Annotated in this window: 14 protein-coding genes; all 14 read right to left on the bottom strand. The window is 66.8% G+C overall.

Annotation, left to right across the window (positions count from 1 at the left end):
• Nucleotides 1-11: 11 nt before the first annotated feature.
• The 14 genes from mftF to IPK09_05700 all read right to left on the bottom strand — a co-directional run bounded on the left by mftF (nucleotide 12) and on the right by IPK09_05700 (nucleotide 14,983).
• Entirely contained in the window at nucleotides 12-1,559 is a 1,548-nt protein-coding gene (mftF, locus tag IPK09_05765) for a mycofactocin biosynthesis glycosyltransferase MftF (protein ID MBK7983126.1), read from the bottom strand.
• On the bottom strand, nucleotides 1,556-2,332 hold the full coding sequence (gene mftE / locus IPK09_05760; protein MBK7983125.1) for a mycofactocin biosynthesis peptidyl-dipeptidase MftE: 777 nt from the start codon (nucleotides 2,330-2,332) through the stop codon (nucleotides 1,556-1,558). The genes mftF and mftE overlap by 4 nt, the downstream gene beginning before the upstream one ends.
• Nucleotides 2,329-3,204, bottom strand: a complete 876-nt coding sequence (locus IPK09_05755; protein MBK7983124.1) for an electron transfer flavoprotein subunit beta/FixA family protein — start codon at nucleotides 3,202-3,204, stop codon at nucleotides 2,329-2,331. The genes mftE and IPK09_05755 overlap by 4 nt, the downstream gene beginning before the upstream one ends.
• 23 nt (nucleotides 3,205-3,227) lie before the next feature.
• The gene (locus IPK09_05750; GenBank protein ID MBK7983123.1) at nucleotides 3,228-3,518 is read right to left on the bottom strand and encodes a 4Fe-4S dicluster domain-containing protein; all 291 of its coding nucleotides are present in this window, start codon (nucleotides 3,516-3,518) and stop codon (nucleotides 3,228-3,230) included.
• Nucleotides 3,512-4,843: an FAD-dependent oxidoreductase gene (locus IPK09_05745; protein ID MBK7983122.1), complete on the bottom strand. Its 1,332-nt coding sequence runs from the start codon at nucleotides 4,841-4,843 to the stop codon at nucleotides 3,512-3,514. The genes IPK09_05750 and IPK09_05745 overlap by 7 nt, the downstream gene beginning before the upstream one ends.
• Nucleotides 4,840-5,922: an electron transfer flavoprotein subunit alpha/FixB family protein gene (locus IPK09_05740; GenBank protein ID MBK7983121.1), complete on the bottom strand. Its 1,083-nt coding sequence runs from the start codon at nucleotides 5,920-5,922 to the stop codon at nucleotides 4,840-4,842. The genes IPK09_05745 and IPK09_05740 overlap by 4 nt, the downstream gene beginning before the upstream one ends.
• The gene (locus IPK09_05735; GenBank protein MBK7983120.1) at nucleotides 5,923-7,956 is read right to left on the bottom strand and encodes a mycofactocin system FadH/OYE family oxidoreductase 2; all 2,034 of its coding nucleotides are present in this window, start codon (nucleotides 7,954-7,956) and stop codon (nucleotides 5,923-5,925) included.
• Nucleotide 7,957: 1 nt separating this feature from the next.
• Nucleotides 7,958-9,934 (bottom strand): NAD(P)-binding protein, encoded by a 1,977-nt coding sequence (locus tag IPK09_05730; GenBank protein ID MBK7983119.1) that lies wholly within the window; start codon nucleotides 9,932-9,934, stop codon nucleotides 7,958-7,960.
• Between the two features lie 10 nt (nucleotides 9,935-9,944).
• Nucleotides 9,945-10,973, bottom strand: coding sequence for a mycofactocin radical SAM maturase (mftC, locus tag IPK09_05725; GenBank protein MBK7983118.1), 1,029 nt, complete (start codon nucleotides 10,971-10,973; stop codon nucleotides 9,945-9,947).
• A gap of 72 nt (nucleotides 10,974-11,045) precedes the next feature.
• Nucleotides 11,046-11,321: a DUF4242 domain-containing protein gene (locus tag IPK09_05720; GenBank protein ID MBK7983117.1), complete on the bottom strand. Its 276-nt coding sequence runs from the start codon at nucleotides 11,319-11,321 to the stop codon at nucleotides 11,046-11,048.
• A gap of 39 nt (nucleotides 11,322-11,360) precedes the next feature.
• Entirely contained in the window at nucleotides 11,361-11,909 is a 549-nt protein-coding gene (locus tag IPK09_05715; protein MBK7983116.1) for a cysteine hydrolase, read from the bottom strand.
• A gap of 42 nt (nucleotides 11,910-11,951) precedes the next feature.
• Nucleotides 11,952-12,323, bottom strand: a complete 372-nt coding sequence (locus IPK09_05710; protein MBK7983115.1) for a DUF779 domain-containing protein — start codon at nucleotides 12,321-12,323, stop codon at nucleotides 11,952-11,954.
• A gap of 81 nt (nucleotides 12,324-12,404) precedes the next feature.
• Nucleotides 12,405-13,925 carry an aldehyde dehydrogenase family protein gene (locus IPK09_05705; protein MBK7983114.1) on the bottom strand — a complete coding sequence of 507 codons (1,521 nt, stop codon included), beginning with the start codon at nucleotides 13,923-13,925 and terminating at the stop codon, nucleotides 12,405-12,407.
• Nucleotides 13,926-13,984: 59 nt separating this feature from the next.
• The gene (locus tag IPK09_05700; GenBank protein ID MBK7983113.1) at nucleotides 13,985-14,983 is read right to left on the bottom strand and encodes a class I SAM-dependent methyltransferase; all 999 of its coding nucleotides are present in this window, start codon (nucleotides 14,981-14,983) and stop codon (nucleotides 13,985-13,987) included.
• Between the last annotated feature and the right edge of the window lie 14 nt (nucleotides 14,984-14,997).

The raw sequence follows: 14,997 nt of genomic DNA, 5'->3' as shown, positions 1-14,997 counted from the left end.
GCCTGATGGGGTCAGCGCCGCGCGCTAAGCTGCGGCAACAAGGGCCGCGGCGTCCGCCGCCGCCAACAGCCGCGCCAAACGCCAAGCTGATAGGCGGCCAGTTCTAGCCCGTAGAGCGCGACGAACGCCGCGCGCGACAGCCGGGGCCGCAAGCGCCGATAGTCGGTCAGCGGCGCGACCGAAAGCAGTAAGACCGTCATCGGCAGCAGTCTAGGCCAGATCACGCTGACCGCCAGCAGCGGCAGGCTGTCGTAGCGCGCCATATTGGCGCTGAAGTGATAGAACGCCGCCGCGTGTTCCCGGCCCAGCGCGGCCAGGATCGAGCGGAAAGGCAACGACACCGCCAAGCGCCGCAGCTTGCGCCGTTTTTCGACCGATTCCGCGCCGAATAAGAGAGCGGCCAACGCGACCGGGCCTAAGCCCCACCTGCCGAAAGAGGGGGCTAGGGCGACGGCTGACAGCAGCAACAGGCCGACGGCGGGCAGCGGCATCCAGCGCCGACCTTCGGGGTGACGCTGTTGCAAAACCGCTTCCGACGCTCCGTAATCGGCGCGACGGCGCAGCCAGTCCAGACATCGCACCCGATGGTCGTGGGCGACGCGGCCCGCGGGCGCGTACCACGCGCGCGACCCGCCGCGCAACACCCGCCAAATGAAATCCACGTCCTCGCCGATCCGCAGGCCGGCGTCGAAACCGGCCTGGGCGAGCCATGCGTCGCGCTTGACCAGCAAATTGCAGGTGGGGAGATACGCCACGGCCGCCGCCGGCGCGACCTCCGTGGCGACCGCGCCCATATCCAGAGGGGAGCGCACCGCCTCAAACGCCGCGATCGCCCCTTGGGCCGGCGTCGCCACCACTCGCCCGCCGACGATGGCGATCTGAGGGTCGTTCAGATAAGGGACGAGCGCGCGCAGCCAGTCCGGCTCCACCGTGCAATCGTTATCGGTGAACGCCAGCACCGTTCCGCTCGCCGCCGCCGCCGCCAAATTGCGAGCGGCGGACTGGCCGATGTTGCGATCTTGGCGCAGCACGGTGACCGGCAAATCCTGAAGCGTCGGGGCCAGCGGCGGAGTGGAGGCGTCGTCCACCACCAGGATTTCGCGGCGGTCGGTCGGATAATCCAGCGCCAGCAGGGATTGCACGCAACGGCGGGTCGCCTCGGCCCGCCCGCGCGCCGGAACGATGATCGATACGGTGGGCCAGACCGTGGGAACGGGCGGTTGCCAGAGCACTAGCCGGCGGCGTAGGAGATCGTTCAAAAAAGCCGCGATGGCGCTCGAAGACAGCTCGATGCCGGGCTGATTCGCCAGTTCGGCGATCCCGCGCGGCTGGCGCAGGGCGATCAGCAGCGCCGTCGCTTGGCGGTTCAGGCGCAAGGCTAACAGCGGTTTCCAGCACAACAGCACGCCGCCTCGATCATCGCCGCGCACCTCCAAACCCGGCTGCAACACGTAGCGCGCCGCTTGATCCGGGGGGGCGTCGGTCGCGGCGGCGGCGTCGCCGTCGGCGTCGTAACGCCGTTGCGCGATTCGGGCCTGAGCAAACATCGAAAGCGTCATGCGCCGTCGCTCCCGACCGCGCTCGCCTCAGCCGTCAACAGTGCGGCTAGCGCGGCCTCATAACAGGCGGTTTGCGCCGCCAGATAGCGGCCGCCGCGCCCGGCGTCCGCCGCGCGCGGATCGCCGACCACCCCGTCGGCGTTCAGCATCCGCGTTCCCGCCGCCACCAAGCGCGTCAAACCTTCGTCCATATCGCCGGTATAACCGGGAATCGCCCGATCCATGCGCACCAGGGACGGAGCCAAATGCAACAGCTCCGAAGTCTCGCCTTCGCCCGCGTGCAGGCCGACGGCCTCAATCGCAATGCCGTCCGCCGCCGCGACCTCGCGCACGGCGAGGCCGCACAGCGTTCCAGCGTCGGGAATCCACACCGCCAACGCCGGCAACTCCCGCCGCAGTCGGGACTCGGCCAGCGCCAGCGCCCGGCCGTTGCCGCCGTGGGCCGACAGCACCACCAAGCGTTGCGCGCCCCAACCCACCATGCGCCGGGCGCAATCCACGATCACCGCCGCCAGGGTTTCCGCCTCCAAGCTCAGCAAACCGGCGAACCCGCCGTGCTCGTCGGAACAGCCGACCGGCAACACGGGGGCGACCAGCGCCGGCAAGCGTTCGGCCAAGCGCGCGGCCAAGGCTTCGGCGCGCAGCGTGTCCGTGCCGAGCGGCAGGTGCGGGCCGTGCTGCTCGGTGGCCCCCAGCGGCAAAATCACCGTGGTCGCGCCTTCGGCCACCGCGCGAGCGACCTGCGGCCAAGTCAGTTCGGCCAGCGGCTTCATGAGGCCAAGCGTTCCAAAAATCCGCGCTGGCGTAGGAAATCGATGATGGCGTCGGCCTGCTCCTCCGGTGTGCCGCCTTCCACCAGCTTTCCCGCCTTACCGGCCACGCCGGCCGAGAGAATTTGCTCGACCCGTTCGTGAGGCGGCGCGGTCGAATCGGGGGTGAACAGCACCCGCGCGCGCGGGCGCGGCGGCATGACCTCATGCAAGGTCATCGCCGGGAAATGCAAGTCCTGCGGGGCTAAATCCAGCGCGTCCAAATCATATTGCGGGATCGAGGCGTGCTTGGCCTGCATCAGCTTGGGCAAGCTGGCCTGACGCAAGCGCAGCCGGTCCAAATCCAAACCCAACACCGCCGGCAAGCGCAGTTCGCTTTCGGCCCGCGCCCCGCGCGCCAGCCGCCGCTGGATGCGCGCCCGGTCGCCGTCGAGTTCGAACTGCGTCACGTCGGTCAGCGCCGGCCAGTCCAATTGCTCGGCCAGCAGGGCGGGCACGGTGCCGGAGCCGCGATCCGCGCTGTGTCCGCCGCACAGCACCAGATCCGGCAAACCGCCCGCCCGCAGCGCCGCCGCCAGCAGGATGCTGGTCAGCGCCGGCTTGAGCGGGCCGAGGGCGTCGTCCCAGATGCGCGCGGCGCGGTCCACGCCCGCCGCCAGCGCCTCCCGCAACAGCGCGTCAGCGTCTTGCGGGCCGACGCTGAGCGCGCTCACCTGGCCGCCCGCCGGCCGCAGTTGCAACGCTAGTTCCAGCGCGCTTTCGTCGGCGGGATTGAGCATGTATAGCACGCGATCCTCGGCGATCAGGCCGGTCAGCGGGTCCACCTCGACCGTGCTGGGGTCGGGAACGTATTTGAGGCAAACGGCGATGTGCATGGCGGCGGCTCTCGCGCGGGCGTTCAGGATTCGCGGAAGGTGACGCCGTAGCCGCCGTCCGGGTAGGACCAGCGGATCGCGCCCTCTTGGTTGCAGGCGATATAGCAGGTGCCACACTCGAAGCATTGTTCGTAATTGAACAAAATGCCGCCGTCGTCCAACGGCACGAACAGATTGGCGGGACAGACGTAAACGCAGGCGCGCAGCGAGCAGCCGCTGTCGCGGCAGACCTCGGAATCGACCACGATGTGCGGGGTCGCCGCCACCCGGAAGCGCACCGTGCGCATCTTCTCCTCATGGGTGGTCATCACCATAGGTAGGCCCTCATCATCTGGTAGCCATCGCGCAGCATGTCGCTCGGTTTGATCTGGTACTGCCGGATCATCTGGCGCGCGAGCGGCAGGATTTTGCGCTTGGGATTGCCGTCCACCCGGAACAGTTGCTCCATGCCGCTGGCGACGACTTCCGGATAGAGGTTTTGCAGGCGGGCGCTGTTGACGAAGGCCGGCGCGTGGCGGTAGGCCCGGAAATCGGTGGAGACGTTGCGCCGCTTGAGATTTTTCCGATACGCGCCCAATGCGCGGGCGGAAAAGCGGTTCTGGCGGCAGGCGTCAATCGCGGTCTCGGCCGCCGCCAAGCCCGATTGCATGGCGTAGTTCATCCCCTCCAGATACAGCCCGGCGGCCAGACAGAATCCGGCGGCGTCGCCGGCCACCAACATGCCGTCGGTGTAGAGCGTCGGTTTCATGGTCCAACCGCTTTCCGGGATCAAATGGGCCGAATACTCCCGCAGCTTGGCCCCGCGCACCAGCGGCGCGACCGCCGGATGGGCCTTGAACCGCTCCAGCAGTTCGTAGGGCCGCTTGCGCCGCTCCACCAGCGACGAGACCTGGCCGATCACGCCCAGCGATAGCGAATCCCGGTTGGTGTACAGAAACGCGCCGCCGTGCACGTCCTCGGTGATCGCGCCCAGGTATTCGTAGGCGATGCCCTCGTCGCCGGACAGGCGGAAACGATCCTCGATGATTGCGGCGTCCAAGCCCAACACCTCCTTGACGCCCAGGGACAATTCGTGGGCGTGAAACTCGCGTTGCAAGCCGACTTTCTTGGCCAGGAAGGAATTAACGCCGTCGCAGGCGATCACCACCTTGCCGTGGATCTCGCCCTGCTCGCGGCGCACCCGCACCCCGACTACCCGGCCCCGGTCGTCGCGCAGCACGTCATCCACCACGGTCGAGGTCAGCACAAACGCGCCGGCCGCTTCGGCTTGAGCGGCCAGCCAGCGGTCGAAGCGCGGCCGCAGCACGATGAAGCCGTTGTAGGGCGGGGTGGTGTAGCCTTCGCCGGCGCAGTGAAAGTCGAGGGCGACGCTGGTGGTCGGCGACATGAAGGCGATGTCGCGCCGGCAAATGTAGCGCTCGACTGGGGCTTGCTCCCACCAGTTGGGAATCAGTTCGTTGAGGATGGCGCTGCCGTAAAACGCCGCGCCCGACACGTTTTTCGCGCCGGGGTATTCGCCGCGCTCCAGCAACAGCACCTGCAATCCGGCGCGGGCGCAGAGCAGGGCGGCGGTGCTGCCGGCCGGCCCCGCGCCGACCACGATGACATCGAAGGATTCGCGGACGGCGGGCGCGTTCATCGTGACGCCTCCTGGTAGCGTGGAATCGGATCGGCGGCGTCCGCCCGGACGGCCGAGGCGGCCGAGACCGGCGCGGCGCTCGTGCCGCCGGCGGCCGCCAGCGCCTCCAGCTTGTCGAGCAGGATCGGCAGAATCTGATGCAGGTCGCCGACCACGGCCAGATCGGCGCGCTTCAAAATCGGCGCGGTGCGGTCGTTGTTGACGGCGACGATGCAATCGCTGTCGGTGATGCCGGCCAGATGCTGGCCCGCGCCCGACACCCCGAAGGCCATGTACAGCTTGGGGGCGACGATCTTGCCGGTGGAGCCGATGAAGCGGTCGTTGGCGAGCCAACCGCGATCCGCCGCCACGCGGGTGCCGCCCAGCGCCGCGCCCACCACGTCGGCCAAGCGCTTGAGCAGCGTCATGCCTTCCGGCCCGCCCGCGCCGAAGCCGCCGGAGACGATCCGCTCGGCCTCGCTCAGATCCACCGTGCGCGGATCGGCCGGCAACACCCGCGCGGTGCGGTCGCGGAAGGCGTCGGGGTCGAGCGTCGGGCGCAAGACGGTCACCTCGGCCGAACGGCCGCGCCGGGGCGGGTTGACGCCGCGCGCGCCGGGGGTGAGCAGGGCGCAAACCAAGGTGGCGTAAGGCCAGACCAAGCGTTCCTGACACGCGCCGCCGTGGGTGGCGCGCACGATCTCTGGATAGCCGTCGCCGACGATGCCGAGCCGCAGGCAACAGCCGACCAGCGGCAAGCGCCAGCGCGCCGCCAGCCGCGGCAGCCAAGCCCGCGCCTGGCCGCTGTCCGGAGCCAGCAGCAGCGCCGGATGCAGGGCGCGCAACACCGGCGCGAGCGCCTGCAACCAACCGTCGGCGCTGAATTGCGCCAGCGCCGGATGGTCGACCAGGGTCACCGCATCGGCGCCGTGGGCGGCCAAGACGTCCGCCAGCGGGCTGGATTCGCGGTCGCAGAGGATCGCCCGCACCCGAACGCCCAAGCGGTCGGCGACCTCGCGGCCTTCCTCCACGCATTCCAGGCTGGCGGGCGTCAGCGCGCCGTCGAGGGTTTCGACGATCACCGCCAAGAACTTATCCATTTAAACGGCCCTCCCGATGCGTTCGCCCTCGATGATCGCGGCGTGCGCCCGGCGCGGGGCCACGCAATCGCCGATGCGGTAGAGGGCGGGAACTCGGCTCTTGAGCGTTTGATACATCTCCTCATCCACCTCACGCACTTGCAGCAGCAAGCTTTCGGCGCGGGCGCGCTCGGCCTTCAACTGGTGGTAGAGGCTGTCGTCGGCTTGACGGTGGATGGCCAGCACCACCGTATCCACCGGGGGAAAGGTCACCATTTGACCGCTGTAGTTGTGAAGAGCGGTGACCGCGCCGTTGTCGATGCTCAACACCGAGTGGTTCGGGGTGCAGCGGATGCCCAAGCGCCGGGCTTGGCGGTACCAGTTTTCGAGATCGAGGGTGACGCCCAAATCCTGACCGACGTACAAGGTCGGGGTCACTACCTCCACCTCGCAACCCTGTTCCGCCAAAACTTCGGCGACACTGGTGGCTTCGTGAAAGCCCAGCCGGTCCACGATCAGCACCCGGCGGCCGGGTTTGATCCGGCCGGAGAGAATATCGACCACATCGGCGACGCCGGGGCCGTCGCCGCCGGGGATCGCGGCGCGGTGGGCGATCGAGCCGGTGGCCACGATCACCGCTTCCGGCTTGTCGGCTAGCACCGACTCCGCCGTGGCGACGACGCCGGTCTTGACCTCGACGCCCAGTTGCTCGACTTCGCGCAGCAGGTTGCGCACGATGTCGCCGAACTCGGCCCGGTTGGCGACCCGCACCGCCCACACCACCTGGCCGCCCAACCGGGATTCCTTTTCTAGCAGGGTGACGCGATGGCCGCGCCGGGCGGCCACGGCGGCGGCCTTGAGTCCGGCCGGCCCACCGCCGACCACCGTCACCCGCTTCGGGGTTTCGACCCGCTGCAAGGTGCCGGCTCCGTACTTCTTCTCCTGACCGGTGGCCGGGGTTTCGATGCAGCCCATCCAGCGGTTGAGGCCCATCCGGCCGACGCATTCCTGATTGCAGGACAAGCAAAGACGAATATCGTCGACCCGATTTTCGCGCGCCTTGCGGGCGAATTCGGGATCGGCGATCTGACCGCGCACGATGCCGACCAGATCGGCGTGGCCTTCGTTCAAGATTCGCTCGGCCTGAATCGGGTCCTTGATCCGGCCGACCCCGATCACCGGCAGGCGCACCGCCTTGCGCAGGGCCGAGGGAATGAACAGGGCGTAATCGGGGCGAACCCGCATCGACGCCTCGATCATGTACAGGGTTTGGGTGGCGGTGCCGATGCTGGTGTTGATCAGATCGATCTGGCCGTCGTGTTCCAGCAGCCGCGCCACGGCCACCGCTTCATCCAGGGTGATGCCGTCGCGGATTAATTCGTCGCCGCACAGCCGCACGCTGATGACGTAATCGCGGCCGACCTCGTTGCGGATGGCGGCGATGATTTCGCGCAGCAGCCGGGCGCGGTTCTCCAGGCTGCCGCCGTACTGGTCGGCGCGGTGGTTGGTGTTGCGCGACAAAAACTGGCGGACGATGGAGGAGTGGGAGCATTGCAGTTCCACCCCGTCGAAACCGCCCTCGCGGGTGTAGGCGGCGACCCGCGCGTAACCTTGGATTATTTCGAGCAGGTCTTCGGGTTCGACCGCCTTGGCTACCTCCCGAAACAGCGGATCGGCCAGCGCCGAGGGCGCCCAGGCCGGCAGTCGGGTGAACATGCCGCTGCCCTGGCCGCCGTTGTGGTTGATCTGGGCCAGGATCGGCGTGCCCTCGGCGTGCACCGCCGCCGTGATCTTGCGGTAGTGGGGGATCACCCGGCGGTGGAAGGCGTGAATCAATTTTTCGTAAGGGTGATCGGTCGGATGGGTGGATTGTTCCTCGGTGATGATCAGCCCGGTGCCGCCGCGCGCCCGTTCCCGGTAATAGAACAGGTGCCGCTCGCTCGGCATGAAATCCTCGGCGTAATTGGTCAGATGGGCCGAAAACACGATCCGGTTCTTGACCGTGATGCTCCCGATCTTCATCGGGGTAAACAGCAGGCGGGGTCGTTGGCTCATGTCAAATCTCCCGACCGGCGCGGTAGCCTTCCAAGAGCGCTTGGGCGAGATAGCGCGGGGCCACGCAGTCGCCGGCCCGGATCACCCGCGCGCCGCTGGCCTTGAGGGCGAAATACAAGGCTTCATCCGGGACCTCCGGCGCGACATCCACCACCAGATCGATATCGTCGAGGCGGATTTCCTGGCGGTCGAAACGGTCGACGCCGATCACGCTCCGGGCGGTGACTTCCAGGACTTCAAACTGCGGGCGCAACGCGACGCCGCGAGCGGCGGCGCGCTGGTTCCAGGCGGTTAGCTCCAAGGAGGCGGTCAGCCGCTGGCCGACGAACATATCGCCGGTGACCACCTCCACTTGCCAGCCGCGTTGGTTCAGCCATTCGGCCGCGGCCATGCCGACCGGATCGCCCAAGGTGTCGAGCACCACCGCCCGGCCGGAGGCGGCCGGCACGTCGCCGCTCAATACTTGGCGCGGCGTCGCCACCGGCGCGTCCTCGGCGAAGGAGACCCCGGCTTGCCGGCCGGGTCGGCTGCCGACCGCCACGATCACCACCTCCGGCTGCTCTTGCCGCGCCAGCGCTTCGGTGACCTCGACGCCGAAGCGCACCGACACGTCCAGCTTGCGAATTTGGGTTTCCAGCCAATCGACCGCCAGCCCCAAGCGCTCGCGACCGGGAGCCATCGCCGCTAACCGGAGCGCGCCGCCGAGGCGTTGGCCGCGCTCGTAGAGGGTGACGCGATGGCCGCGCAGGGCGGCGACCCGCGCCGCTTCCAGCCCGGCCGGCCCGCCGCCCGCGACCAGCACCCGATGCGGGTTGCGGGCGGGGGTTAGCGGCGCGAATTCGGCGTCGTTCTCATAGCCGGCGGCGGGATTGTTGGCGCAACTGAGGCGCGGGTTCTGCACCAGTCCGATGATGTTGTCCTGATTGGCGAGCAGGCAGGGTCGGATGTCGTCGAGATTGCCCCGGCGCAGTTTGGCCGGCAGTTCGGGTTCGGCGATCAGGGCGCGGGTCATCTCCACCGCGTCGGCTTTGTTTTCGGTCACGATCTCCAAGGCCATCGCCGGATCGACGATGCTGCCTTGCGCGAACACCGGCAGCGCGACCGCCGCCTTGATGCCGGCCGCCAGGGGGACGGCGAAGCCGGGCGGCTGATACAGGCCGGGGCGGGTGAGGTGGCCGGTGTAAATGCCGCCGCTGGTGACGCTGATGAAATCCAGCAGACCGTCGGCCGCCAGCGAGCCAGCGATCTCGACCGCATCCTCCGGTTTGATCCCGGCCCAAGGCGCGTGCTCGTCGCCGGCCAAGCGCAAGCCGACGACGGCCTCTCGACCCGCTTCCTCGCGCACCGCTTGAATGACTTGGCGGGCGAAGCGCAAGCGGTTGTCCGGCGTGCCGCCGTACTCGTCGCCGCGCTGGTTGGTCAGCCCGGAGAGAAATTGGCGGATCAGGCTGTCTTGGCCGGCGTTGAGTTCGACCCCGTCGAGTCCACCGTCGAGGGCGTAACGGGCCGCTTGGCGGAAGCCTTCGACCACGGCGGCGATGTCCTCCAGCTCCATCGCTTGCGGCAGTTCGCGGCTGTTGACTTCCGGCACCGGCGACGGCCCCCACAGCGGCCGTTGCGAGTAGTGGCTGGTGCCCTGCATTCCGCTGTGGGTCAACTGGGCCAGCGCCAGCGCGCCGTGGCGGTGGATGGCCTCCGCCGCGAGTCGATAGCCGTCCACCACGGCGGGTTCGTAACCGAACACGGCGTATTCGTAGGGCCAATCCGAGGGATGGACGATGCTGCCTTCCAGCACGATCAAGCCCGCGCCGCCCGCCGCCCGCGCCGCGTAGTAGGCGGCGTGACGCTCGGTCAGCCGGTTGTGCGTGGCGAAATTGGTTTGATGGGCCGCGAACACGAAGCGGTTGGGCGCGGTTTTGCGCCCCAGCGCCAGCGGCGCGAACAACGCATCGAAACGGGTCTCGGACGGCGGTTTCATGGCGGCCCTCTCAAGCCGTCGCCGGTTGATCGGCGGGTTGATAGATGCAATCGGGATCGGGCGCGTCTGGCGATTGACCGGTGAAATGCTTGGCCGCGATGCAGCCGCCGTGACAGAGGCTGTAGGCGTTGCAGTGCTGGCAGCCGCCGCCGACTTGCCAGCCGCGCAGGTGGGCGAACAGCTTGGAACCGCGCCAGATGTCGGTGAAGCCGCCCGGTTGGCGCACGTTGCCGGCGGAAAATTCCGGGGCCAGCAGGAACGGACAGGCGTAAACCTCGCCGACGGGATCGACGCAGCAGACGATGCGTCCGGCCCCGCACAGATTCAGTCCTTCCAGCGGCTGGCCGTAGGCCGAAAGGTGAAAGAACGAATCGCCGGTCAGCACGTCCCGATGGTTCAAAAGCCACTGGTACAGTCCGCGATTCTGCTCGTGGGTCGGGCGCAAGTCGCGCCAAACATCCGCGCCGCGACCGGTGGGCCGCAGCCGGGTCAGCCGCAACTCGGCCCTGTGCTGTTGGGCCAGGGCGTACAAATCGTCGAGTTGCGGATAGTTGTGGCGGGTGACGGTGGCGTTGATCTTGAAAGGGAACTGCTGCCGCGCCAGCAGCGTCATGGCGTTCGAGGCGCGCAGGAACGAGCCATCGCCGCGCACCGGGTCGTTGGTCTCGGCGGTCGCGCCATCGATGCTGATCTGCACGTCCAGATAATCCCGCTCGGCGATCCAGGCCGCCGCTTTCTCGTCGATCAGGGAGCCGTTGGTGCTGAATTTGACGCCGATGCCGCGCGCTAGGGCGTAATCCATCAGCTCGAAGAAATCCTTGCGACTCATCGGCTCGCCGCCGCCGACGTTGATGTAGAACACCTTCATTTCGGCCCATTCGTCGATCAGCCGCTTGGCTTCAACGGTGCTCAACTCGTCGGGACGGCGATGCCCCGATGAGGACAGGCAATGGACGCAGCGCAGGTTGCAGGCGTAGGTGATCTCCCAGGTCAGGCAGATCGGGGCGTTCAATCCTTGGCGAAACAGGTCGTAGCTCATGGCTGATCGTTTCCGCTGCGTCGGTGAAAACAGTCCGCGCGCCGGACGGAGGCCGGCGGTTGGAACGGTGCGTCAGACTTCGGCCGTGGTCGGATCGATGCCGGCCTTGATCTCGGAAATCTTGTTGGCCGGAAAGCCGCCCTGTTCGGCGTGCTGTTTCACCATGTCGGCGTTCGGGGCGATGTAGACACAATAAATTTTGTCGTCGGTGACGTAGCTCTGCACCCACTGGATTTGCGGCCCCAGGTTGCGGAGCACGCTGCACGATTTCTGCGAGACGGCTTTCAAATCGGCGGGCGACAGCTTGCCCGCGCCGGGCAGTTCGCGTTCGATCAGATACTTGGGCATGACATCCTCCTTCAGTGAGCTTGTTCGGTTGTTAGTGAGTTATAAAGCGGCACATAAATCGCGGGCCGGCATGACCTTGGCGAACCAGCCGTCGAGCGAGGCGAGAAAGGCCGCTTGCACGCTTTCGGCGGGAACCGTCACGCCGTTGAACGATTGCGTCCGGGTCGCGCAGGCATCGCCGGCCAACTGACAGGTGAAACCGAGGTCGGCGGCGGCGCGCGTCGTGGTGTCGATGCAGACGTGGGTCATCATGCCGACGATGGCCAGACGGTCGATGCCGTTCCGGCGCAAATGATCGAGTAGGGGCGTTTCCCGGAAGCTGTTCGGATAGTGCTTTTGAAAAACCGGCTCCGCGCCGTGGGGCCGCGCGGAGTTGTGGATGTCCGCGCCGGGGCTGCCGGGCAAGAAGAACGTCGCCCCCGGATGGATGGCGAGGTGCTGGACGTGGAAGATCGGCAACGCCTTCTTCCTGAAAGCGTCGAGCACGTCATTCGCGCGCGCGCCGGCCTGATCCGCGCCCGCCAGTTCCATGGCGCCGCCCGGAAAATAATCGTTCTGAATGTCCACCACTAAAAGCGCTGTAGTCATGGGAAACCCTTGAGATGTCGTTGCAAACGCCGGCGGGTCCGGCTAGACCGGCTCCGCTTCCAACGTTTTCCATTCATCGTCGGTGAACAACCGGGAACGGGTCAGAAAGCGCAGCCCTTCCGGGCCTTCCAGGGAAAACATGCCGCCCCGGCCGGGAACGACATCGATGGTCAGTTGCGTGTGTTTCCAATACTCGAACTGCGGCGCGCTCATGTAGAACGGGCAGCCACCGATTTCGCCCAGGCGCACGTCGCCGTCGCCGACCAGCAGATCGCCTTCGGGGTAGCACATCGGTGAGCTGCCGTCGCAGCAGCCGCCCGACTGGTGGAACATCAGCGGGCCGTGCTTGGCCTTGAGCCGGGCGATCAGTTCCAGGGCCGCGTCTGATGCCAACACGCGAGCAACGGTGGTCATGGCAAAGCCTCCACGCCGTCGGAGTGAAACGCGCTCTCGCGCCCTCTCCCGGTTACGGGAGAGGGCGGGGCGCGCGACCGGTTAGAAGAAGCCCATGGCCTTGGGGTTATAGCTCACCAGCAGGTTCTTGGTTTGCTGGTAGTGATCGAGCATCATCTTGTGGTTTTCCCGGCCGATGCCGGATTGCTTGTAACCGCCGAACGCGGCGTGCGCCGGATACAGGTGATAGCAGTTGGTCCAGACCCGGCCGGCCTTGATCCCGCGTCCCATCCGGTAGGCGGTGTTCATGTCGCGGCTCCACACCCCCGCGCCCAGGCCGTAGAGGGTGTCGTTGGCGATGGCCAGCGCCTCGTTGGCGTCCTTGAAGGTGGAAACCGCCAGCACCGGCCCGAAGATTTCTTCCTGGAACAGCCGCATCTTGTTGTTGCCCAGGAATACGGTCGGCTGGATGTAGTAGCCGCTCTTCAGTTCCCCACCCAGTTCGGTCCGCTGGCCGCCGGTCAGGCATTCCGCGCCTTCCTGCCGGCCGATGTCGAGATAGCTCAGGATCTTTTCCATCTGCTCGGAGGAGGCTTGCGCGCCGATCATGGTATCGGTGTCGAGCGGATGGCCCTGCTTGACGGCTTTTACTCGTTTGATCGCGCGCTCGATAAATTTGTCGTAGGCCGATTCCTGAATCAGCGCCCGCGACGGGCAAGTGCAGACCTCGCCTTGATTGAGGGCGAACATGGCGAAACCTTCCATGGCTTTGTCGAAAAAGTCGTCGTCCTGGGCGCACACGTCGGCGAAGAACACGTTGGGCGACTTGCCGCCCAGTTCCAGCGTGACCGGGATCAGGTTTTGTGAGGCGTATTGCATGATCAGCCGGCCGGTGGTGGTTTCGCCGGTGAAGGCGATCTTGGCGATGCGCCGGTTGGAGGCCAGCGGCTTGCCGGCTTCGACGCCGAAGCCGTTGACCACGTTGACCACGCCGGGCGGCAGCACGTCCTGGATCAGTTCTAGCAACACGAGAATCGAGGCCGGCGTCTGTTCGGCCGGTTTCAGCACCACGCAGTTGCCGGCGGCCAAGGCTGGAGCCAGCTTCCAGACCGCCATCAGGATCGGGAAATTCCACGGGATGATCTGGCCGACCACGCCCAGCGGTTCGTGGAAATGGTAGGCGACGGTGTTGTCGTCGATCTCCGACAGCGAGCCTTCCTGGGCGCGGATGCAGCCGGCGAAGTAGCGGAAATGGTCGATCGCCAGCGGCATGTCCGCCGCCATCGTCTCGCGCACCGGTTTGCCGTTGTCCCAGGTTTCGGCCACCGCCAGCATTTCTAGATTTTCCTCCATCCGGTCGGCGATGCGGTTGAGCCGGTTGGCCCGTTCCGCCGCCGAGGTGCGGCCCCAGGCGTCGGCGGCGGCGTGCGCGGCGTCCAGCGCCTGCTCGATGTCCTCGGCGCTGGAGCGCGGGATCTCGCAAAACGCTTGGCCGGTCACCGGGCTGATATTTTCGAAATACTCGCCTTTCGCGGGCGCGACCCACTGCCCGCCGATGAAGTTGTGATAGCGCTTCTTGAAGCTGACCTTGGAACCGGACTGACCGGGCGATGCATATAACATGTCGTTTCTCCTACGGTTTTGGTAGTTAAATTCGGCGAGTTCAGGTCTCGTCTTCTTGGTTAGATAGGGCGCTGGAGCCTCGTCGGTCCGGCTGTGGCGCGGGATCGGTCGACGACCAGCCAACCGCCGTGATACTCGAAATAGTGTTGGCGGCCGCCGAGCGTTCGACCCAGCGCCAGCAGCCGCTCGCGCTCGAAAACCTGCCGATGGCCGTAACGCGGGTCGGGTACGGCCTCCAACGGCACGGCGACGATCAAGCGCTTGGCGGTCAGCCGCCACAAGTTGGCGAGCGCCGCCTCGGTTTGTTCGGATTCGAGATGCTCCAGCAGGTGCAGGGCGGTCACCACATCGAAGCGGGCCGGCAGCGGAGCTAGCTCTCGTTCGATGTCTCCGGCCAGAATGTCGGCCACGCCGAAACGCACCGCAAGCGAGGGATTGTGGGCGACAAAATCGTTGGCGAAGGCCATCAGGGCCGGGTTGAGATCGCAGCCGGTGATCTCGCCCAGCGCGCCGGCGCGAGCTTGCGCCAACAGCAAGGGAAAGAAGCCGAAGCAGGTCGCCACATCGAGCACGGTCGGCGGCGCGGTCAAGGCCGGCGTCGCGCCGATCAGCTCCAGGGCATGACGGTAGATCGCGCCGAACAAGCCGATGAAGTCGTCAGCCCGGCCGTCGGGAACGCCGGGCGCCGCTCCCAAACCGGCGCTGGCTTGGGTGGCGTTCAGGGTGTTGGCGTAAAACAGCCGCCACGCCGAACCCTCATTGCCGGTCATCGAGCGCACGATGTCGCCGACCGAACGTTCGAACAGATCCTGCTCGCTATAACCGCTGTCGATGCGATGGCGGTGGGCGGTCAGCAGCGGCAGCAATTCGGTGACGACATGATGGCCGAGGTTGTTGTCGATCTGATCCGGTTGGAAGTCGTGCACGATGACGAACTCGTCGGCGGGCGGCATCGAATTCAGGGTGTATAGCTGAAAGCGCGCGCTGACGCCGAGCGGCGTGGCGCGTTGCTCCAAGCCTTCCACCAACAGAGCGTGACGGTGGCGCGATAGCATCATGAGATCGCGTGCTC

Source organism: Candidatus Competibacteraceae bacterium (genome assembly GCA_016713505.1).
Classification (GTDB): domain Bacteria; phylum Pseudomonadota; class Gammaproteobacteria; order Competibacterales; family Competibacteraceae; genus Competibacter_A.
Note: the sequence above shows the minus strand (reverse complement) of the source record. Positions and strands in the feature narration are given on the sequence as shown.

What these genes read in the sequence shown, in the direction of transcription:
- IPK09_05700 (MBK7983113.1), bottom strand. Translation starts at nt 14,983, where the DNA reads ATGATGCTATCGCGCCACCGTCACGCTCTGTTGGTGGAAGGCTTGGAG.
- IPK09_05735 (MBK7983120.1), bottom strand. Translation starts at nt 7,956, where the DNA reads ATGAGCCAACGACCCCGCCTGCTGTTTACCCCGATGAAGATCGGGAGC.
- IPK09_05740 (MBK7983121.1), bottom strand. Translation starts at nt 5,922, where the DNA reads ATGGATAAGTTCTTGGCGGTGATCGTCGAAACCCTCGACGGCGCGCTG.
- mftC (MBK7983118.1), bottom strand. Translation starts at nt 10,973, where the DNA reads ATGAGCTACGACCTGTTTCGCCAAGGATTGAACGCCCCGATCTGCCTG.
- IPK09_05720 (MBK7983117.1), bottom strand. Translation starts at nt 11,321, where the DNA reads ATGCCCAAGTATCTGATCGAACGCGAACTGCCCGGCGCGGGCAAGCTG.
- IPK09_05750 (MBK7983123.1), bottom strand. Translation starts at nt 3,518, where the DNA reads ATGGTGATGACCACCCATGAGGAGAAGATGCGCACGGTGCGCTTCCGG.
- IPK09_05745 (MBK7983122.1), bottom strand. Translation starts at nt 4,843, where the DNA reads ATGAACGCGCCCGCCGTCCGCGAATCCTTCGATGTCATCGTGGTCGGC.
- mftF (MBK7983126.1), bottom strand. Translation starts at nt 1,559, where the DNA reads ATGACGCTTTCGATGTTTGCTCAGGCCCGAATCGCGCAACGGCGTTAC.
- IPK09_05710 (MBK7983115.1), bottom strand. Translation starts at nt 12,323, where the DNA reads ATGACCACCGTTGCTCGCGTGTTGGCATCAGACGCGGCCCTGGAACTG.
- IPK09_05755 (MBK7983124.1), bottom strand. Translation starts at nt 3,204, where the DNA reads ATGCACATCGCCGTTTGCCTCAAATACGTTCCCGACCCCAGCACGGTC.
- IPK09_05715 (MBK7983116.1), bottom strand. Translation starts at nt 11,909, where the DNA reads ATGACTACAGCGCTTTTAGTGGTGGACATTCAGAACGATTATTTTCCG.
- IPK09_05730 (MBK7983119.1), bottom strand. Translation starts at nt 9,934, where the DNA reads ATGAAACCGCCGTCCGAGACCCGTTTCGATGCGTTGTTCGCGCCGCTG.
- mftE (MBK7983125.1), bottom strand. Translation starts at nt 2,332, where the DNA reads ATGAAGCCGCTGGCCGAACTGACTTGGCCGCAGGTCGCTCGCGCGGTG.
- IPK09_05705 (MBK7983114.1), bottom strand. Translation starts at nt 13,925, where the DNA reads ATGTTATATGCATCGCCCGGTCAGTCCGGTTCCAAGGTCAGCTTCAAG.